21 protein-coding genes are annotated in these 18,301 nt (G+C 67.5%); 4 read left to right on the forward strand and 17 right to left on the reverse strand.

Annotated elements, in window-relative coordinates:
- Window positions 1–94: 94 nt before the first annotated feature.
- Together P0Y60_15380 and P0Y60_15385 are read right to left on the reverse strand one after the other, a co-directional pair.
- The gene (locus tag P0Y60_15380) at window positions 95–1,177 is read right to left on the reverse strand and encodes an AraC family transcriptional regulator (protein WEK60662.1); all 1,083 of its coding nucleotides are present in this window, start codon (window positions 1,175–1,177) and stop codon (window positions 95–97) included.
- A gap of 138 nt (window positions 1,178–1,315) precedes the next feature.
- Window positions 1,316–1,834 (reverse strand): Lrp/AsnC family transcriptional regulator, encoded by a 519-nt coding sequence (locus P0Y60_15385; GenBank protein ID WEK60663.1) that lies wholly within the window; start codon window positions 1,832–1,834, stop codon window positions 1,316–1,318.
- Between the two features lie 98 nt (window positions 1,835–1,932).
- Between P0Y60_15385 and ald the strand changes: the two genes are divergently transcribed.
- Window positions 1,933–3,018, forward strand: coding sequence for an alanine dehydrogenase (gene ald / locus P0Y60_15390; protein WEK60664.1), 1,086 nt, complete (start codon window positions 1,933–1,935; stop codon window positions 3,016–3,018).
- An 82-nt stretch (window positions 3,019–3,100) separates the two neighbouring features.
- Window positions 3,101–4,300, forward strand: a complete 1,200-nt coding sequence (locus tag P0Y60_15395) for a pyridoxal phosphate-dependent aminotransferase (GenBank protein WEK60665.1) — start codon at window positions 3,101–3,103, stop codon at window positions 4,298–4,300.
- Window positions 4,301–4,325: 25 nt separating this feature from the next.
- Here P0Y60_15395 and P0Y60_15400 read toward each other — a convergent pair whose 3' ends face one another.
- The 8 genes from P0Y60_15400 to P0Y60_15435 form a co-directional block, all read right to left on the reverse strand.
- Window positions 4,326–4,727: a VOC family protein gene (locus P0Y60_15400; protein WEK60666.1), complete on the reverse strand. Its 402-nt coding sequence runs from the start codon at window positions 4,725–4,727 to the stop codon at window positions 4,326–4,328.
- A 45-nt stretch (window positions 4,728–4,772) separates the two neighbouring features.
- The gene (locus P0Y60_15405; GenBank protein ID WEK60667.1) at window positions 4,773–5,903 is read right to left on the reverse strand and encodes a UDP-N-acetylmuramate dehydrogenase; all 1,131 of its coding nucleotides are present in this window, start codon (window positions 5,901–5,903) and stop codon (window positions 4,773–4,775) included.
- Window positions 5,903–6,301 carry a MaoC/PaaZ C-terminal domain-containing protein gene (locus P0Y60_15410; GenBank protein WEK60668.1) on the reverse strand — a complete coding sequence of 133 codons (399 nt, stop codon included), beginning with the start codon at window positions 6,299–6,301 and terminating at the stop codon, window positions 5,903–5,905. The genes P0Y60_15405 and P0Y60_15410 overlap by 1 nt, the downstream gene beginning before the upstream one ends.
- The gene (locus P0Y60_15415) at window positions 6,301–6,747 is read right to left on the reverse strand and encodes a MaoC family dehydratase N-terminal domain-containing protein (GenBank protein WEK60669.1); all 447 of its coding nucleotides are present in this window, start codon (window positions 6,745–6,747) and stop codon (window positions 6,301–6,303) included. Before P0Y60_15415 ends, P0Y60_15410 begins: the two co-directional genes overlap by 1 nt.
- 41 nt (window positions 6,748–6,788) lie before the next feature.
- The gene (locus P0Y60_15420; protein ID WEK60670.1) at window positions 6,789–7,589 is read right to left on the reverse strand and encodes a sulfite exporter TauE/SafE family protein; all 801 of its coding nucleotides are present in this window, start codon (window positions 7,587–7,589) and stop codon (window positions 6,789–6,791) included.
- Between the two features lie 291 nt (window positions 7,590–7,880).
- Window positions 7,881–9,428 (reverse strand): tripartite tricarboxylate transporter permease, encoded by a 1,548-nt coding sequence (locus tag P0Y60_15425; GenBank protein ID WEK60671.1) that lies wholly within the window; start codon window positions 9,426–9,428, stop codon window positions 7,881–7,883.
- A complete protein-coding gene (locus P0Y60_15430) occupies window positions 9,428–9,991 on the reverse strand; it encodes a tripartite tricarboxylate transporter TctB family protein (protein WEK60672.1) in 564 nt (187 codons plus the stop codon). The genes P0Y60_15425 and P0Y60_15430 overlap by 1 nt, the downstream gene beginning before the upstream one ends.
- 1 nt (window position 9,992) lies before the next feature.
- On the reverse strand, window positions 9,993–11,006 hold the full coding sequence (locus P0Y60_15435; GenBank protein WEK60673.1) for a tripartite tricarboxylate transporter substrate-binding protein: 1,014 nt from the start codon (window positions 11,004–11,006) through the stop codon (window positions 9,993–9,995).
- Between the two features lie 163 nt (window positions 11,007–11,169).
- On the opposite strand from P0Y60_15435, the gene P0Y60_15440 reads away from it, so the two are divergent.
- Both P0Y60_15440 and P0Y60_15445 read left to right on the forward strand, forming a co-directional pair.
- On the forward strand, window positions 11,170–12,405 hold the full coding sequence (locus tag P0Y60_15440; protein ID WEK60674.1) for a PAS domain-containing protein: 1,236 nt from the start codon (window positions 11,170–11,172) through the stop codon (window positions 12,403–12,405).
- A gap of 95 nt (window positions 12,406–12,500) precedes the next feature.
- Window positions 12,501–14,075 carry an AMP-binding protein gene (locus P0Y60_15445; GenBank protein ID WEK60675.1) on the forward strand — a complete coding sequence of 525 codons (1,575 nt, stop codon included), beginning with the start codon at window positions 12,501–12,503 and terminating at the stop codon, window positions 14,073–14,075.
- Window positions 14,076–14,146: 71 nt separating this feature from the next.
- On the opposite strand, the gene rplQ is transcribed toward P0Y60_15445, so the two are convergent.
- From rplQ to P0Y60_15480, 7 genes are all read right to left on the reverse strand, one after another.
- A complete protein-coding gene (rplQ, locus tag P0Y60_15450; GenBank protein ID WEK60676.1) occupies window positions 14,147–14,662 on the reverse strand; it encodes a 50S ribosomal protein L17 in 516 nt (171 codons plus the stop codon).
- A 63-nt stretch (window positions 14,663–14,725) separates the two neighbouring features.
- A complete protein-coding gene (locus tag P0Y60_15455) occupies window positions 14,726–15,715 on the reverse strand; it encodes a DNA-directed RNA polymerase subunit alpha (protein ID WEK60677.1) in 990 nt (329 codons plus the stop codon).
- 124 nt (window positions 15,716–15,839) lie between these two features.
- The gene (gene rpsK / locus P0Y60_15460; protein WEK60678.1) at window positions 15,840–16,238 is read right to left on the reverse strand and encodes a 30S ribosomal protein S11; all 399 of its coding nucleotides are present in this window, start codon (window positions 16,236–16,238) and stop codon (window positions 15,840–15,842) included.
- A gap of 31 nt (window positions 16,239–16,269) precedes the next feature.
- Entirely contained in the window at window positions 16,270–16,644 is a 375-nt protein-coding gene (gene rpsM / locus P0Y60_15465; protein ID WEK60679.1) for a 30S ribosomal protein S13, read from the reverse strand.
- Window positions 16,645–16,794: 150 nt separating this feature from the next.
- Window positions 16,795–16,911, reverse strand: a complete 117-nt coding sequence (gene rpmJ, locus P0Y60_15470; GenBank protein WEK60680.1) for a 50S ribosomal protein L36 — start codon at window positions 16,909–16,911, stop codon at window positions 16,795–16,797.
- Window positions 16,912–16,974: 63 nt separating this feature from the next.
- Window positions 16,975–17,196: a translation initiation factor IF-1 gene (infA, locus tag P0Y60_15475; protein ID WEK60681.1), complete on the reverse strand. Its 222-nt coding sequence runs from the start codon at window positions 17,194–17,196 to the stop codon at window positions 16,975–16,977.
- 180 nt (window positions 17,197–17,376) lie between these two features.
- On the reverse strand, window positions 17,377–18,054 hold the full coding sequence (locus P0Y60_15480; protein WEK60682.1) for a thioredoxin domain-containing protein: 678 nt from the start codon (window positions 18,052–18,054) through the stop codon (window positions 17,377–17,379).
- Window positions 18,055–18,301: the final 247 nt, after the last annotated feature.

An 18,301-nucleotide genomic window follows, 5' to 3' on the forward strand; every position in this document is an offset into this window, starting at 1 on the left:
GCGTCGGGAAGAACCTCGAGAACATCCGTCACCAGGCGAGCGCAACGCGGCACCGAGCGCACGTTTGGCACGCATTTCGCGTCCCTGTGTCACCTCACGGCGCCTTCGTCTGCTCGTCGGCCAGGAGCATCGCCTCCGCCAGTCGCGGTGACTGCGTCCGCGCCGCGAGACGGAATGCGCTCGGGCTGCCGCCGACGTGACGGGAGAACTGGGCGCGCAGCGCCGCAGCATCCGCGAATCCGGACCGTGATGCCACCACTGACAGATCCTGCGCAGGCAGGACGAGGAGTTCCTCCCTCGCCGTCACCAATCGGCGTCGCAACAACTGCGCCGACAGGCTCTCATCGGCGCCGGCGAAGATCCGGAAGAGCTGGCGTCGGCTGATGTGCAGCTGCGATGCCAGCTCGTCGATCCCGAAGGACGGATCCCGATGGCGTCGCTCGATGAGCCGGCTCGCCTCCGCACGGACCTCGCTCGCGTGATCCCTCTCCCCGTCGCCCGGGAACTGCCGGAACAGACCGCGCACGATGGCGATGAGTGCCGCCTCCGTTCCGGCGAGCGCTCCGACGCCCTGTTCGGGATCCTTGGACCATTCGTAGAGCATCCGCCCCAACGCGACTCCGGCCGCTCGGGTGAGTGGAGTGTCCGGGAACAGATCGGCTCCCTGCGCGAGCACATGCCGGTGGCCGGGGATGGCTGCTGTGGGCACGACGACGCCCGTCGTGTCGCTGAGCCCGATGTGCTCGACCGCCGACGCCCCCGTGCTCGCCATGAAGCCCATGCGCCCGACGCTCATGAGCTGCACACCGCCCGCCGTGCGCAGCAGCTGCCCTCCGAGGTTGGCGATGCCGACGATGATGATGTCATCGTCCTGTGGCACGGTGCTCGCATACCGCACCGTGTGCGGGGTCTGCAGAGTGCTGTAGAGCATCGTCGACCCGATCGAACGCCGCAGCAGTGCGGCTTCGAAGGCCGGGGGATCATCGGCCTCCATGGATCCGAAGTTCGACAGCTGGAGCATCCCGAGGTTGCCATCGAGTCGGATCACTCCGGAGGTGAACCACTCGGGAGGCTGCCGCGCGTCCGATGCGGCGATCGACGCCTCCCCGGCACCCGAGAGCCGCTCGTACCACGCGGCGATCTCCGGCAGCCCGATCGCGATCGACGTATGCACCATGACAGCCCCCATGTCCGGTGCGCAGCCTGACGGTGTCGCACCCACCCCATCCCCGCCCTCACGATAACGAGGGCGTCAGGCGCAAGCAATATACGATGCCGGCGCCTGTCGAACCGGTCGGGGTGGTCGCGCGCAGGGCTAGCTGAACGCGGCGGCGACCGAGTTGCGGTGGTAGTCGAACACGATGCTCGTACGGGTCGACGCGACGCTGCTCTGCGCCGACAGGTGCTCGAGCACGAACTCCCGCATCTGGGAGGAGTCGGCCACGGCGATGTGCAGCAGGAAGTCGTCCTCCCCTCCCAGGAAGAACACCTGGATCACCTGCGGCAGCGCGCGCACGCGGTCGGCGAACGCCACGATACTCTCGCGCCGGGCGCTGGGGCGCAGGCTCACGCCGATGATCGCCTGCAGCCCCGCGCCCAGCATCCGCTCGTCGACGCTGGCGTGGAACCCGGTGATGACCCCTCGGTCGATCAGCGACCGCAGGCGCGCATGGGCGGTGGACGGCGCGACCCCGAGGGTGGCGGCGAGTTCTGCGTTCGTCATCCGCCCGTCGACGCTGAGCAGACGCACGATATGGGCGTCGATCGCATCCAGCGCCGGAGCCCGAAGAGTGTTCGGCGAGATGGCCGCATCCGACTGTTCCATGTGAAGCATTATGCAGGATTTCCGTGATCGTCGATTGTTCTGCATGAGATCTGTTGAAAGACCGACGTTTCTGCGATTCTTTCCTCACCCGCGAACCTGGAGGATCGATGAAGATCGGCGTACCGACTGAGGTCAAGAACAATGAGAACCGCGTCGCCCTGACGCCGGCCGGCGTCGACCGTCTGGTGCACGAGGGGCATCGTGTGCTGGTCCAGGCCGGTGCCGGACTGGGATCGAGCATCTCCGACGACGCCTACCGCGCCGCGGGCGCCGAGATCATCGACTCCGCCGCCGAGGTCTGGGGCCAGGCCGACCTCCTCATCAAGGTCAAAGAGCCGATCGCTCAGGAGTACGGATTCCTCCGCCCCGACCTCACCCTCTTCACCTACCTGCATCTCGCCGCCGACCGCGCGCTGACGACGGCACTGGTCGAGGCCGGCACCACCGCCGTCGCCTACGAGACGGTGCAGCTTCCGGACCGCAGCCTGCCGCTGCTCGTGCCGATGAGCGAGATCGCCGGTCGACTCTCGGTGACCATGGGCTCCTATGCGCTGCTGCGCTCCAACGGTGGCCGTGGCACGCTGCTCGGCGGAATCGCGGGCACTCCTCGCGCGAAGACCGTCGTGATCGGCGGAGGCGTCGCGGGCGAGCATGCGGCGGCCAATGCGCTGGGTCTCGGATCCAAGGTCACGGTGATCGACATCTCGCTGCCCCGTCTGCGCGAGCTCGAGCACCGCTACGGCGGCGCGCTGGAGACCCGCGCCTCGAGCCGTTACGACATCGCCGAGGAGTTGGCGACCGCCGACCTCGTGATCGGCTCGGTGTTGATCCCCGGCGCCGCCGCCCCCAAGCTCGTCACCGACGAGATGGTCGCCGGCATGAAGCCGGGCTCGGTGCTCGTCGACATCGCGATCGACCAGGGCGGATGCTTCGAGGGGTCTCGACCGACCACGCACGACGATCCCACCTTCGCGGTGCACGACTCGATCTACTACTGCGTCGCGAACATGCCGGGCGCCGTTCCCGAGACCGCGACCAGGGCCTTGACCAACGCGACGCTGCCCTACGTCTCGGCGATCGCCGGCAAGGGCTGGGATCGCGCGGCAGCCGAGGACCCCGCTCTCGCGAAGGGCCTGAACGTGCAGGGCGGACGCATCGTGCTCGACGCCGTCGCCCAGGCCCACGGCCGCTAGGCTCGCGGAATCCGAAAGAACTCAGGATCTTCTTGACGACTCTCCCCTCTCCCGCGAGGGCGACACGGGTACGCTCGTAATCGTGACCGAACGCGCTCCTCTCTCCCGCAAACTGTCCGCGATCGCCGAGTCCGCGACCCTCAAGGTCGATGCGAAGGCCAAGGCTCTGAAGGCGGAGGGCAAGGACGTCATCTCCTATGCCGCCGGCGAGCCCGACTTCGCGACGCCGCAGTTCATCGTGGATGCCGCGGCCGAGGCTCTGGCCGACCCCGCGAACTACCGCTACACGCCGGCCCCCGGCCTGCCCGCACTGCGCGAGGCGATCGCCGCGAAGACGCTGCGCGACTCCGGCCTCGAGGTCTCCCCCAGCCAGATCATCGTGACCAACGGCGGCAAGCAGTCGGTGTACCAGGCGTTCCAGGCCGTGGTGAACCCCGGCGACGAGGTTCTGCTCCCGGCGCCGTACTGGACCACCTACCCCGAGGCGATCCGTCTCGCCGACGGCACCCCGGTCGAGGTCTTCGCCGGCGCCGATCAGGACTACAAGGTCACGGTCGAGCAGCTCGAGGCTGCCCGCACCGAGCGCACGACCGTGCTCGTGTTCGTCTCTCCGTCGAACCCCACCGGCTCCGTCTACACGGCCGAGGAGACGAAGGCGATCGGCGAGTGGGCGCTCGATCACGGGATCTGGGTCATCAGCGACGAGATCTACCAGAACCTCACGTACGAGGGCGTCTCCGCCACGTCGATCGTGCAGGCGGTGCCGGAGATCGCCGGGCAGACGATCCTCGTGAACGGTGTCGCGAAGACCTATGCCATGACCGGATGGCGCGTGGGCTGGATGGTCGGCCCCGCCGACGCCATCAAGATCGCCGGAAACCTGCAGTCGCACCTGTCGAGCAACGTGAACAACGTGGCGCAGAGGGCTGCGATCGCCGCACTCAACGGCCCGCAGACCGAGGCCGAGCAGATGCGTGAGGCGTTCGACCGCCGACGCAAGCTGATCGTGGCCGAGCTGTCGAAGATCGACGGGTTGCGCGTGCCGAACCCGCTCGGCGCCTTCTACGTCTATCCCGATGTGCAGGGTCTGCTCGGACGCACCTGGGGCGGCGTCACCCCCACGACCTCGCTCGAGCTCGCCGACCTCATCCTCGACCAGGCCGAGGTCGCCGTCGTGCCCGGTGAGGCCTTCGGCCCCAGCGGCTACATCCGCATGTCGTACGCGCTCGGCGACGACGCCCTCCTCGCGGGAGTGCAGCGCCTGCAGCGCCTGTTCGCCTGACGCGCGCGCGTACGCGAGGCGGCGCTCAGTCCTCCGGGTGGTAACCGATCAACCAGCGGATGCCGTAGCGATCGACCAGAGTGCCGTCCCAGTCCCCCCAGGGGCGGCGCTGCAGCGGATCGATCACCCGCCCGCCGACCGACAGATCGGCGAACCATCCCGTCAGCGTGGAAGCGTCGGCGGTCCCGAGCAGCGAGAAGAACATGCCGCTCATCTGTACGGCATCGTCATCGATCCCGGCGTCGGCGCCCGAGAGCTCCACGACGCCCTGCAGCAACGCGTGGCCGATCGCGTCACTCGGCCCATCGTGCCGATCGAGCTGGGCGTAGTCGAACATCTGCAGCTCGCCGCCGAAGATCGACTGGTAATGACGCAACGCTTCCGCGGCATTCCCGGGGAACAGGAGGTACGGGGTCAGTCCACTCATGCGGCGAGTGTAGCCCCGTCGTCACTCCGACGCGCGGATGGCGCCCTACAGCTCGACGCCGACGAGAACCGGCTCAGGCTGGAGCACGAGACCGAACTCGGCGTGCACGCGGCTCTGGATGAAGCGGGCGAGCTCAGCGACCTCCGCCGCGTTCGCCCCTCCGCGGTTCGTGAGGGCGAGGGCGTGCTTGGTCGACACCGATGCGCGGGACCGCGGGAGTTTGAACCCCTTGCGGATCCCGGCCTGCTCGATGAGCCAGGCGGCGCTGACCTTGACGTCGGTGGGCACCCGATGCGGCGCCGGAACGAGTCCGTCGTAGGAGGCGAGCGGGATCACCGTGACCGCATCGAGGTCGGGCGCGACCGGCCAGCGTGGGCACTCCGGCGGCAGCGCGCGGGCGACGGCCTCCGACACGATGGCGTTCTGGAAGAACGAACCGACACCGTGGGTGTCGGGATCGTTCTCGTCGAGCAGCATGCCCTTGGACGCACGCGTCGAGAGGATGCGCTCACGCACCCAACCGAGCGGAACCGGGGTGTCGTCGGTGAGGCCGAGGGCGCGGCGCAGCTGCTCGCCTCGCACGACGCGCTCGCTCGCCACCAGCAGGTCGACCGTCGCTGACAGGATCACCGCGCGGCGCAACGGCTCACTGCCGTAGTGGTGCTTGAGCACGGAGGTGCGGAAGCCCAGACCGAGCTCGGATGCCGGGACGGTGGAGATCTCGCCCGTGGCCTCGTCGATCAGCTCGACCTCGACCAGGGTCTCCTGGATCTCCTGCCCGTACGCGCCGATGTTCTGCACGGGGGCTGCGCCGACGGTACCGGGGATCCCCGACATCGCCTCGAGTCCGGCGTAGCCGTGCGCTGTCGCATAGGCGACCAGGGCGTCCCACGAGTGCCCGGCCTGTGCACGCAGGCGGATGCGCCCCGTGTGCGGCGACGGAAGCTCCTCGATCCCCGAGGTGCGGATGCGGATCACGGTTCCGGCGAAGGACTCGTCTCCGACGAACAGGTTGGAGCCGCCGCCCAGCACGAACCAGTCGTCGCCGCGGGCCCAGGTGTCGCGAAGCGCGGCGATGAGCCCCTCAGTGGTCTCGGCGTCCTGCATCCGCTCCGGGGCACCGCCCGTGCGCAGGGTCGTGAGCTCGGCGAGTCGCACCGGATCGATCTCACGCATCAGGCAGCGATGCGCAGCTGCGCCTTGACGAGCACGGTCGCCTCGCCGTACGTGACCTTCAGGTCGACCCGCGCGGCCCCGTCATCGACGGCCCCGACCGTGGCGACGATGTGCACGTCGGCTCCGTCGACCGGCTCGACGACGACGGGCTTGGTGAAGCGCACGCCGTAGTCGAGGATGCGCACGCCCGGCTCGAGAGCCGACAGCAGCACGGACGACGCGATGCCCATCGTGAGCATGCCGTGCGCGAGCACACCCGGAAGACCGACGGATGCCGCGATGTCGTCGCGGTAGTGGATGGGGTTGAAGTCCCCGGATGCCCCGGCATAGCGCACGAGCGACTCACGGGTCAGATGCACGGTGCGCTCGGCGAGCACGTCTCCGACGGAGTAGGCCATCACTCCCCCTCTCCGACCAGCAGCACGCTGGTCGCGGTCACCACATGGGCGCCATCGACATCGGTGATCTCGGCCTCACTGGTGATCAGCGCGTTGCCGGCCATCGTGCGGATGCCGGTGACCCGCAGCTGACCGACGAGCTCGTCTCCGGCGACGATCGGTCGCGAGTACGTGAACCGCTGCTCGGCATGGATCGTGCGGGCGAGGACGATACCGGAGTCCGGCAGCGCGAGCAGCTGCTGGAGGGTGAGGTCCTGGACCACCATCGCGAAGGTCGGGGGCGCGACGACGTCGGCGAAACCGGCGGCGCGCGCCGCCTCCACGTCGGTGTGCTGCGGGGCGTCGGCGAAGACGGCGCGCGCGAACTCGCGCACCTTCTCACGACCGACGAGGTAGGGGGCCGTCGGAGGGAACTCCCGGCCGATCAGATCTGCGTTCACTGCCACCCCTCGATCCTACCGAGAGAGGCGGTCCGCCGGTTCTCGACTCAGCTCTTGCGTCGGCCGCGCACGGCCTTCATCCCCATCTGCACGGCGATCACCACGAGATATGCCGCGAAGAGAATGTTGCCGGCGGTCGGGTCGATGAGCGTCGCGATCCACGCGCCGAGCGCGGTGGTCGTGCACGCCGACACCCCGATGACGACGGCGGCGCGCAGGTCGACGTTCTTGGTCCGGAGGTTCCCGATGGTTCCCGACAGGGCGGTCGGGATCATCATCAGGAGCGAGGTGCCCTTGGCCACGAGATCGCTCGTGCCGAAAGCGAGCATGAGCACCGGCACCACGATCACACCGCCACCCACGCCGATGAGTCCCGCGAGCACACCCGTGCCGAGGCCCACGGCGATCAGGGCGAGGGCGGTGATCCACGAGAGGACGAACTCGGCGTCACGCGAAGGGATCACCAGGAACAGGGTGATGATGACGAGCACGAGGAATCCGACGAATCCCCACCGCAGCGCCGTCTGCGAGATGCGCGGGAGCAGTCGGGTACCGATCTGCGCACCGACCACCGCGCCGGCGGCGAGGATTAGCGCGGGGATCCAGGCAACGGAACCCGACACGGCGTACGAGATCACCCCGACGCTGGCCGTGGGGACGATCGCCGCCAGAGAGGTGCCGGCGGCGAGGCGCTGGTCGAAGTGCAGGAAGAGCACGAGGAGCGGCACGATGACGGTGCCTCCACCGACTCCGAAGAGACCGGACAGGAGACCGGCGAGAAGCCCGATCGTGATGAACGCCGCGTATGCGCGCGGCCCTCGGTTCAGGCCAGCTGCGACGTCGTTCACGCTCGTGTTCCTCCTACGCGACCGCACGACGGCCGCACCGCGACCAGCCTACTCCCGCGGGGCGTCCCCGCCCGACGCGCGCACAGGCGGAGCACCCGGCCACGAGAGCCGTGGCCGGGTGTTCCGGAGCCTGTGCAACATCGCGCAGTGGGAGTCACGCGAATCGTGAGGCCGATCGGAAGAGGCGCCGCGGAGGTGGGGAGTGGGGAATGCGTGCGCCTCTCCTTCCAGGAGACCACAGGCGTCGGCATCCGTCGTCCTCTCCACGGCGGAACCCCCACTTGCGGGGGGTCAGACCTCCGAGTCGGCGCGGATCGGCACCGCGATCGATTCCGTCAGTGCCTGTTCGTAGCGCTGCTGGCGGCGTCGGAGCCACAATCCGCCGACGACCAGCAGGGCGAGCACGCCATACGCGACCGCCGCGAACGGCTGCGCCACGAGGGTCGTGAGATCTCCCTGACTCAGTTGGAGCGCGCGTCGCAGCTGCGCTTCTCCCATCGGCCCCAGGATCATGCCGACGACGAGCGGGGCGACCGGCACCCCGAACCGCCGCATGAAGTACCCCAGGACGCCGATGATCAGCAGGATCAGGATGTCGACGATCGAATAGTTCAGCGCGTAGGCACCGAAGGCGGCGAACACCAGGATTCCCGCGTACAGGTACGGGCGGGGGATCTGCAGCAGCTTCACCCACATGCCCACCAGCGGCAGGTTGAGCACGAGCAGGATCACATTGCCGATGTAGAGGCTCGCGACCAGCGCCCACACGAGCGACGACTGGCTGGTGAAGAGCATCGGACCCGGCTGGAGCCCGTACGACTGAAACGCGGTGAGGATGATCGCGGCGGTCGCGGTGGTGGGCAGCCCCAGCGTGAGCAGGGGCACGAGCACCCCCGCCGCAGCCGCGTTGTTCGCCGATTCCGGTCCGGCGACGCCCTCGATGGCGCCACGGCCGAACTCCGAACGGTGCGCCGAGAGCTTGCGCTCGGTCGCGTACGAGAGGAAGGTCGCGACGTCAGCGCCACCGGCGGGGATCGTGCCGATGGGGAATCCGATGGCGGTGCCTCTCAGCCACGGCTTCCACGAGCGACGCCAGTCCTCCCGCGTCATCCAGCTGCGCCACCCGCGGCTCACCGGGATGACCGCGATCGCGCCGTGCCGAAGCCGCGCCGCGATGTAGAGCGTCTCGCCGACGGCGAAGAGTCCGACCGCGACCAGCACGATGTCGATGCCGTCGGCCAACGGCAGCATGCCGAGCGTGTACCGCTGCTGCCCCGACAGCTGATCGGTGCCGATCAGCCCGAGGAAGAGGCCGAGCCCGAGCGACAGCAGACCGCGCGGGACGGACGACCCCATCAGAGCGCCGACCGTGACGAAGGCGACGACGATCAGTGCCACGTAGTCGGCGGGCCCGAGATTCACGGCGAACTGGGCGAGCACCGGAGCCAGCAACGTCAGGCCGATCGTGGCGAGGGTGCCGGCGATGAACGACCCGATCGCCGCGGTGGCGAGAGCCGCCGCCCCGCGTCCGAGCTTCGCCATCTTGTTCCCCTCGATCGCCGTGACGATCGAGGCGGACTCGCCGGGAGTGTTCAGCAGGATGCTGGTGGTCGAACCGCCGTACATCCCCCCGTAGTAGATCCCCGCGAACGTGATGAGCGCGGCCGTGGGGTCGAGCGTGTAGGTGAGCGGGAGCAACAGAGCGACCGTCATGGCCGGACCGATGCCGGGGAGCACGCCGACCGCGGTACCGATCAGCACTCCGAAGAACGCGAAGACGAGGTACTGCGGCTGCAGCGCCGTGGCGAATCCCTCGAGGAGCAGAGTCCAACTGTCCATCAGAACATCCTCCCCAACCAACCGAGCGCCGGACCCCAGGGCAACGACAGCCCGAGCAGCCCGCCGAAGACGATCTGCACCACCACAGCGAGCGCGGCGCCGACAGCGATCGCGACCCACCAGCGCTTCGCCCCGAGCGACCAGGCCACTCCGCCGAAAAGCAGGGCGGCGGCCGGAGCCCAGCCGACCAGGTCGATCAGCACGAGATGCGCCACCACGAAGGCGACGATCTTGAGCAGGGTGATCCAGTCGGTGGGGAGGCTCTGATCGACATCCTCCCCTCCTTCGGGAACCCCGCGGTGTCCTCGCAGCACGCTCACCAGCACCGCGACGGCGGCGCCGAGCAGGAGTGTCGCGACGAAGATCGGGAAGACCGTCGGCCCCACCTGCGACCCGATGGGGACATGGATCGTGAACACGCCCACCAGCGCGAAGATGCCGAGCGCCACCATGAGAGCGGCGAAGACCAGTTCACCGAGGGGAAGCGAGCCGACGGCGAATGCGGGCCGGCGCATACCGGCCCGCACGGCGTCGGATCCTTCCCGCGAAGATCCGTCGATCATCTCAGCCGACCAGGCCGATGTTCTTCAGCGTCGCGGTGACCTCGTCGATGTTCGCGGTCAGGAACTCGTCGAACTCCGCTCCGGTGAGGAAGGCGTCCGCCCATCCCCTGGTCTCCAACTCGGCCGCCCAGGAGTCCGATTCGTGCAGTTCCGTGACGATGCGCTCCAGCTCGGCACGATGGGCGTCGTCGATGTCGCCGGGCGCGATCACCCCACGCCAGTTGGTGAGCACGACGTCGTACCCCGCCTCCGTGATGGTGGGCACGTCCGGCAACTGCGGCACCGCCTCGTCGGAGGAGACGGCGAGCGCCTTCATAGTTCCGGCCTCGATGTGCTGGAGGAATTCCCCGACGCCCGAGATACCCGCGGCCACCTTGCCGCCGAGGATCAGCGAGGTCGCCTCCCCTCCCCCGGAGTTGGGTGTGTAGTTGAGCTTCTCGGCGATCTCGGCGCCGTCGAGTCCGGCTTCCTCGAGCATCAGTCCGGCGAGGATGTGATCCGCGCCTCCGGCCGAGCCGCCCGTGATGGTGACCGCCTGACCGTTGTCGACCACGTCCTCGACCAGGTCTTCCAGGGTGTTGTAGTCCGACTCCGCGGGCACCACGACCACCAGGGGCTCGTCGGTGAGTCGTGCGATGGGCGTCATGTCCTCGATGCGCACGGCCGATGCGTTGGTCTCGACGGCACCGACCATCACCAGCCCCATCACCATCAGAGTGTCGGGGTCCCTCTCGTTCGCGAGCTGCGCGAGGCCGACGGTCCCGCCCGCTCCGCCGACGTTGGTCACCGGCGCCGAACCGACGATGCCGTCCTTCGTGAGCAGTTGCGACAGGGCGCGGCCGGTCTGATCCCACCCGCCGCCCGGGTCGGCGGGGACCACGATCGACAGGTCGGTGACCTCCACCTGCCCACCTGCTCCTGCGTCGTCGGATGCGCCGCCTGACGCGCATCCTGTCAGTGCCACGGCCGTCACCGTCGCGATGGCGATCAGGCTTCCGATGCGTGCGTTGTTCATGTGCGCTCCTCCTTGAGCGTCGACGAGTACTGTGCGTCCACCCTGGAAGGTCGCTCGAGACCGCTCAAGCTTCGGAAACTATTGCTCCCGGTTCCGAAACTATTGGTCGCGATCGTGCGGGCCCCGCTCTCGCGGCCTCCGGATCCACGGGCAAGAATGGGGTGTGGCCTCGAAGATGACGCTCCGTGTACAGCTGCTGCTCCTGCAGGCGCTGATCGTGTTCCTGGTGACCCTCGCCACCGGCGTCGTCGCCGGCGCCTTCCAGGAGCAGGCGCTGCGGGAGGCCTACAAGGACCGGATGCAGGCGGTCGCCCAATCGGTCGCACAGCTGCCGACCATCCTCGATGCTTTCGACGACGACGACCCCTCCGCCGCCATCCAGCCGGTCGCGGAGGTGATCCGCAAGGCGTCGGATCTCGCGTACGTCGTGGTGGCCAACGAGGACGGCATCCGCTACTCGCACCCCGACCCCGACCGCATCGGCAAGAAGGTGTCGACCGATCCGTCCGTGCCGCTGTCGGGACAGATCTATGTGGGAACGCAGACGGGGACACTGGGCACGTCGTGGCGGGTGAAGGTGCCCATCCACGACAGCGAGGGTGCTGTGATCGGCACCGCATCCGTCGGCATCCTCGAGTCCGAGTTGAACGCGGAGTTCCTGGCGAACCTCGCCTGGTTGATCTCGGCGATGCTCGCCGCCGCCGTGCTCGGGGTGTTCGGGTCGGCTTGGGTGACCTCCGTCATCCGTCGTCGCATCTACCGTCTCGAACCCCATCAGATCGCGGCGCTCGTGAAGAACCAGGAGACGACGCTGCACGGTCTGAGCGAAGGGGTGATCACCGTCGACGCTCAGGGCACGATCACACTCGCCAACGACGCCGCCGCACGCCTGCTCGGGGTCGACGTGACCGCGCTCGACGGCGCCACCGCCACCGACGCGCTCGGACCGGAGCTTGCGACGCTGCTGCGGGAGGGCGAGGCGGTCGGGCGACCGGTGATCGTCGGACCGCACGTACTGGTGGCACGGAGCACCGGGAGCGAGGTCGACGGCCGGGGCGTCGAGGCGACACTGCTGCTGCGCGATCACACCGAGCTGCACGACGTGGTGCGCCGAGTGGAGACGGCCGATGCCATCATCGCGTTCCGGGAGCGGTTCGGGTTGCCCAAGGGGCTGAGCGCCGAGACCCTCGAGCGCGTGACGACGGCCCTCACCGCTCGTCCCGATGCGTCCGCGACCGAGATCGGCGACGACGTGCAGGTGTCGCGCGTCAGCGCCCGCCGCTACCTCGAGCATCTCGCAGGCTCCGGACGTGCGACGCGCACTCTCGACTACTCCACGAACGGGCGCCCGAGCACTCGCTATCGCGTGGCGGAGTCGGGCGAACCTCGACCTCTCTGAACCCGTACCACCCCTGGGACGCAATCTCCTGTTGTGCGAGACTGGATCGCACAGCCGACGATGACGTCGGCCGAGACCGGATCGAAGGAGATCTCATGGTTCGCAGCACCTTCCCCGACCTGGAGATCCCCGCTGTCTCCGTGCACGACTTCCTCTTCGGCGACCTCGACGAGGAACGGCTCGATTCCGTCGCGCTGATCGACGGCATGAGCGGCGCCACCACCACGTATCGCCAACTGATCGGCCAGATCGACCTCTTCGCCGGAGCGCTGGCCGCCCGCGGGGTCGGCGTCGGAACGCGCATCGGCGTGCTGTGCCCGAACATCCCGGCATTCGCGACCGTCTTCCACGGCATCCTGCGCGCCGGCGCCACCGCGACCACGATCAACTCGCTCTACACACCGGAGGAGATCGCGAACCAGCTCACCGACGCCGGCGCGGACTGGCTGATCACCGTCTCCCCTCTGTTGACGGGAGCCAGCGCGGCCGCCGCACAGGTCGGCATCGACGCCGAGCACCTGATCGTGCTGGACGGCGTCGAGGGCCATCCTTCTCTGCCCGCACTGCTGGGCGAGGGGCGTGCCGCGCCCGACGTCACCTTCGACCCGGCGACCCATCTCGCGGTGCTCCCCTACTCGTCGGGCACCACCGGACGCCCCAAGGGCGTCATGCTGACGCATCGCAACCTGGTCGCGAACGTGACCCAATGCCGATCCACGATCTCACTCGCGGACGATGACCGAGTGCTCGCAGTCCTCCCGTTCTTCCACATCTACGGCATGACCGTGCTGCTGAACTTCGCCCTGCGCCAGCGCGCGGCGCTCGTGACGATGCCGAAGTTCGACCTCGTGGAGTTCCTGCGCGTGGTCGCGGAGCATCGGACCAGCTGGGTCTTCATCGCACCTCCGATCGCCGTGGCCCTGGCGAAGCATCCGCTCGTCGATCAGTACGATCTCTCCGCCGTCAAGGTCATCTTCTCCGGTGCCGCACCCCTCGACGGCACCCTCGCCACCGCGGTCGCCACGCGCCTGGGATGCACGGTCTGCCAGGGATACGGCATGACCGAGACGAGCCCCGTCACCCACGCGATCCCCTACGACCGCACCGACATCGACCGATCGACGGTCGGTCTTCTGCTCGCAGGCACGGAGGCACGGTTGATCGACGCCGAATCCGGTGCCGAGGTCGACGTGCCCACCGAGGGGGCGAGCGAGCCGGGCGAACTGCTGATCCGCGGGCCGCAGGTCATGCAGGGCTATCTGAACCGGCCCGAAGCGACGGCCGAGATGCTCGACGCCGACGGATGGTTGCACACGGGAGACGTGGCGACGATGACCCCTGACGGGATCTTCCGGATCGTCGACCGTCTGAAGGAGCTCATCAAGTACAAGGGGTACCAGGTCGCGCCGGCTGTCCTCGAAGCCGTGCTCCTGGAGCATCCGTCCATCGCCGACGCCGCCGTCATCGGCGCCCTCGACGACGACGGCCAGGAGGTGCCCAAGGCGTTCGTCGTCGTGCAGCCGGGGGCGGACCTCGATGCCGACGCCGTGATCGCCCACGTCGCCGCCCACGTCGCGCCACACGAGAAGGTGCGGCAGGTCGAGTTCATCGATGCGATCCCGAAGTCGAGCTCGGGGAAGATCCTGCGCAAGGACCTGCGCGCTCGCTGAGAGGCGGACGCACCGACGACGAAGCCCGCCACCCCCGAAGGGATGGCGGGCTTCGTCAGGAAGACGAGTCGTTACTCGGACTTCTCCTCGGCCGGAGCCTCGGTGGTCTCCTCGACGGGAGCCTCCTCGGCCGGAGCCTCGGGAGCCTCCTCGACCGGTGCCTCCTCGACGACCTCGGCAGGCTTCTCAGCCTTCGCAGCCTTCTTGGCGGACTTCGGCTTCGGGTTGACGGGCTCGAGAACGAGCTCGATCACGGCCATGGGCGCGTTGTCACCCTTGCGGTTGCCGACCTTCGTGATGCGGGTGTAGCCGCCCTCACGGTCAGCGACCAGCGGAGCGATCTCGGCGAAGAGCGTGTGAACGACGCTCTTGTCACCGATGACCGCGAGAACGCGACGACGGGCGTGCAGGTCTCCGCGCTTGGCGAAGGTGATCAGACGCTCGGCGAGCGGACGCAGGCGCTTGGCCTTGGTCTCGGTCGTCTTGATCGACTTGTGCGTGTAGAGCGACGCCGCCAGGTTGGCAAGCATCAGACGCTCGTGTGCGGGGCCGCCTCCGAGGCGGGGACCCTTAGTGGGCTTGGGCATTTCTCACTCCTGGTCAGGAAAGGTCGGGTCAGCTGGCCTCTGCCAGCTGACAATCCGGGTGGGTCAGAAGGACTCGTCTTCGCTGCCGCCGTAGAAGTGGGCGCCGTCGAAACCGGGCACCGAATCCTTGAGCGACAGACCGAGCGAGATGAGCTTGTCGCGCACCTCGTCGACCGACTTCTGGCCGAAATTGCGGATGTTCATGAGCTGCGTCTCCGAGAGGGCGACGAGCTCCGAAACAGTGTTGATGCCTTCACGCTTGAGGCAGTTGTACGACCGGACCGACAGGTCGAGGTCCTCGATCGGCATCGACAGTTCGCTGGAGTTGACTGCCTCCACCGGTGCCGGGCCGATCTCGATGCCCTCAGCCTCGACGTTCAGCTCGCGCGCGAGACCGAACAGCTCGGTGAGGGTCTTCGCAGCCGACGCGACGGCGTCGCGGGGGCTGATCGAGGACTTGGTCTCGACGTCGAGCACGAGCTTGTCGAAGTCGGTGCGCTCACCGGCACGAGTCGCCTCGACGCGGTAGCTGACCTTCAGGACCGGCGAGTAGATCGAGTCGATCGGAACCTGTCCGGCCTCGGCGTACTCGTTGCGGTTCTGCGTCGCCGAGACGTAGCCACGGCCACGCTCGATCGTGAGCTCGAGCTCGAACTTCGCGGTGTCGTTCAGCGTCGCGATGACGAGCTCGGGGTTCTGGACCTCGACACCGGCCGGAGCCGAGATGTCAGCGGCCGTGACCTCGCCCGCACCGGTCTTGCGCAGGTACGCCGTGATGGGCTCGTCGCGCTCCGAGGAGACCACGAGCTGCTTGATGTTGAGGATGATCTCGGTGACATCCTCCTTCACGCCGGGGATGGTGCTGAACTCGTGCAGCACACCGTCGATGCGAACGCTGGTGACCGCGGCGCCGGGGATCGACGACAGCAGGCTGCGGCGCAGCGCGTTGCCGATCGTGTAACCGAAGCCGGGCTCCAGAGGCTCGATGATGAACCGGCTACGGTTCTCGACGATCTTTTCCTCGGTCAGTGTGGGACGCTGTGCAATAAGCACTCTGTGTTCCTTTCGATCACATGTCCGCTATATGACATGTGGTGGGTGAGGTCTTGAGTTGTGGAGGTCGATGCCCGCACGCGGGCGTGCGAGGGATGCCGGAGCACCCCTCGCACCAGCCGGATCAGACGCGGCGACGCTTCGGCGGGCGGCAACCGTTGTGCGCCTGCGGGGTGACGTCCTGGATCGAACCCACCTCGAGGCCTGCGGCCTGGAGCGAGCGGATCGCGGTCTCGCGGCCGGAGCCCGGACCCTTCACGAAGACGTCGACCTTCTTGACGCCGTGCTCCTGCGCCTGACGGGCGGCCGACTCTGCGGCCAGACCTGCGGCGTACGGGGTCGACTTGCGCGAGCCCTTGAAGCCCACGCCACCCGACGATGCCCAGCTGATGACAGCGCCGGTCGGGTCGGTGATCGAGACGATCGTGTTGTTGAACGTCGACTTGATGTGGGCCTGGCCCAGCGCGATGTTCTTCTTTTCCTTGCGGCGCGGCTTGCGCGCGGCGGCCTTGGGTGCAGCCATGAAAGTGTTCTCCTAGTCCCTGAGGCCGCGCTTAGCGGGCCTTCTTCTTGCCTGCGACGGTGCGCTTCGGGCCCTTGCGGGTACGGGCGTTGGTCTTGGTGCGCTGACCACGGACCGGGAGACCACGACGGTGGCGGATGCCCTCGTAGGAGCCGATCTCGACCTTGCGGCGGATGTCTGCTGCAACCTCGCGGCGCAGGTCACCCTCCACCTTGTAGGTGCCTTCGATGTGATCGCGGAGGGCGATGAGCTGCTCGTCGCTCAGGTCCTTCACGCGGATGCTCTCGTCGATATCCGTCGCCTTGAGGATCTCGACCGAGCGGGTACGGCCGACGCCGTAGATGTAGGTAAGGGCGATCACCACGCGCTTGTCGCGCGGGATGTCAACGCCGGCAAGACGTGCCATGCGGTTCTCCTGGGTGTTGTGGAGGTGTGGAACAGGATCGGTGCCCGGGCCTCCGCCCGAGGTGTCCCCCGCTTCCGCGGGTTCTGATCCTGCCGTTCGTGTATTCAGTTATGAGATGTGCGCGAGCGATGCCTCACGCAGCGGGGCGGTTCAGCCCTGGCGCTGCTTGTGACGCGGGTTGCTCTTGCAGATCACCATGACGCGGCCGTGACGGCGGATCACCTTGCAGTGATCGCAGATGGGCTTGACGCTGGGGTTGACCTTCATGATTTTTCCTGTTCGCTGTCTTCGTACCGCCCCGTCAGGGGCAGGCCGTTACTTCTCGACCGATCAGCGGTAGCGGTAGACGATACGGCCGCGGGTCAGGTCGTAGGGGCTGAGCTCCACGACCACACGGTCCTCGGGGATGATACGGATGTAGTTCTGCCGCATCTTGCCGGAGATCGTTGCAAGGACCTTGTGTCCGTTGCTGAGCTCAACGCGGAACATCGCGTTGGGCAGAGCCTCGGAGATCACGCCCTCGATCTCGATGACACCGTCTTTCTTAGCCATAGCCTCGCTGACGCTTCTGCAGATCGGTCGATCTGCGGTGGGTGATTGGTTGGTGGTGCTGCGCCGCCGGACACGCCGAATCAAGGCACAAAGCACCAAAGATCTATGTTAGACGCTCTGGGGCGATCCGGCAAATGCTGAGACCCCGAGTCCGTCGGACTCGGGGTCTCAGCAGACAGGTCAGCCGAGGATCTTGGCGAACTCCGTCTGGATATCGGCGTTGGAGATGCGGTCTCCGTTGATCGTGACCGTGGGGGTTCCCATACGACCGGTATCCGGGTCCAGGGGCGTCAGCTTCGTCATGTCGGCGACGAACTTCTTGTAGGTGCCGTCGGCGATACAGTCCGCCGCCTTCTCGGAACCCGCCTGCGAGGCGAAGTCGGCGAGCTGTGCGTCATCCAGACCGGTCGAGTTCTCGGCCGGCTGGTTCTCGAACAAGAGGTTCATGAAGGGAACGGTCGCATCGGGGTCGTTTTCGGCGACACAGTACATCGCACTCGCGGCGCGCGAGGAGTACTCGGTGTTCTGCGACAGGTGATCGAGGATCGCGATCGGGTGGATGCTCAGGGTGATCTCATCGTTTGCTGCAGCGGTCTGCAGCTGCTCACCGTAGGCGTCCTCGAACTGGCCGCAGATCGGGCACATGAAATCGATGTATGTTCCGATCTCATCATCGCCGTTGCCGACCGTGATCGCACCGGTCTCTTTGTTGATGGTGGCACCGGTCGGGGTGACGCCGGGAGCAGTGGCCTGGTTGTTCAGGAACACGACGAGCCCGCCTAGAACCACGAGAACCACCACGACCGCGGCCGAGACCCCGATCGCGAACCAGTTGGTGTTGCTCTTCGCCGCTGCCATTGTGTTCCGTTTCTCTCGGTATCGCCGCAATCCATGCAGACGCAAGTACCTAGTGATCTTCCTTCATCAGCCTATGCGGTTCGTGTGAGCGGCGCCCCTCCGTGACGCACTTCCCGCCGCGAGAATCACCTTCCGTCGCGAGACACACCCGCCCACGGTGGTTCTCGCAACGGGGGATGCTTCTCGTGACGGGGAAGTTTCTCGTGGCGGACTGACTCCTCCTGCACAACCGGTCGTGCGCACCGGG

It is taken from the genome of Candidatus Microbacterium colombiense, from assembly GCA_029203165.1.
GTDB lineage: Bacteria > Actinomycetota > Actinomycetes > Actinomycetales > Microbacteriaceae > Microbacterium > Microbacterium colombiense.

Bases quoted from the DNA above. Each gene is read 5' to 3' on its own strand.
- P0Y60_15480 (WEK60682.1), bottom strand. From the start codon at position 18,054: ATGGCAGCGGCGAAGAGCAACACCAACTGGTTCGCGATCGGGGTCTCG.
- ald (WEK60664.1), top strand. From the start codon at position 1,933: ATGAAGATCGGCGTACCGACTGAGGTCAAGAACAATGAGAACCGCGTC.
- P0Y60_15400 (WEK60666.1), bottom strand. From the start codon at position 4,727: ATGAGTGGACTGACCCCGTACCTCCTGTTCCCCGGGAATGCCGCGGAA.
- P0Y60_15385 (WEK60663.1), bottom strand. From the start codon at position 1,834: ATGCTTCACATGGAACAGTCGGATGCGGCCATCTCGCCGAACACTCTT.
- rpsM (WEK60679.1), bottom strand. From the start codon at position 16,644: ATGGCACGTCTTGCCGGCGTTGACATCCCGCGCGACAAGCGCGTGGTG.
- P0Y60_15435 (WEK60673.1), bottom strand. From the start codon at position 11,006: ATGAACAACGCACGCATCGGAAGCCTGATCGCCATCGCGACGGTGACG.
- P0Y60_15430 (WEK60672.1), bottom strand. From the start codon at position 9,991: ATGATCGACGGATCTTCGCGGGAAGGATCCGACGCCGTGCGGGCCGGT.
- rpmJ (WEK60680.1), bottom strand. From the start codon at position 16,911: ATGAAGGTCAACCCCAGCGTCAAGCCCATCTGCGATCACTGCAAGGTG.
- rplQ (WEK60676.1), bottom strand. From the start codon at position 14,662: ATGCCCAAGCCCACTAAGGGTCCCCGCCTCGGAGGCGGCCCCGCACAC.
- infA (WEK60681.1), bottom strand. From the start codon at position 17,196: ATGGCTAAGAAAGACGGTGTCATCGAGATCGAGGGCGTGATCTCCGAG.
- P0Y60_15380 (WEK60662.1), bottom strand. From the start codon at position 1,177: ATGGTGCATACGTCGATCGCGATCGGGCTGCCGGAGATCGCCGCGTGG.
- P0Y60_15425 (WEK60671.1), bottom strand. From the start codon at position 9,428: ATGGACAGTTGGACTCTGCTCCTCGAGGGATTCGCCACGGCGCTGCAG.
- P0Y60_15445 (WEK60675.1), top strand. From the start codon at position 12,501: ATGGTTCGCAGCACCTTCCCCGACCTGGAGATCCCCGCTGTCTCCGTG.
- P0Y60_15405 (WEK60667.1), bottom strand. From the start codon at position 5,903: ATGCGTGAGATCGATCCGGTGCGACTCGCCGAGCTCACGACCCTGCGC.
- P0Y60_15410 (WEK60668.1), bottom strand. From the start codon at position 6,301: ATGGCCTACTCCGTCGGAGACGTGCTCGCCGAGCGCACCGTGCATCTG.
- rpsK (WEK60678.1), bottom strand. From the start codon at position 16,238: ATGGCTGCACCCAAGGCCGCCGCGCGCAAGCCGCGCCGCAAGGAAAAG.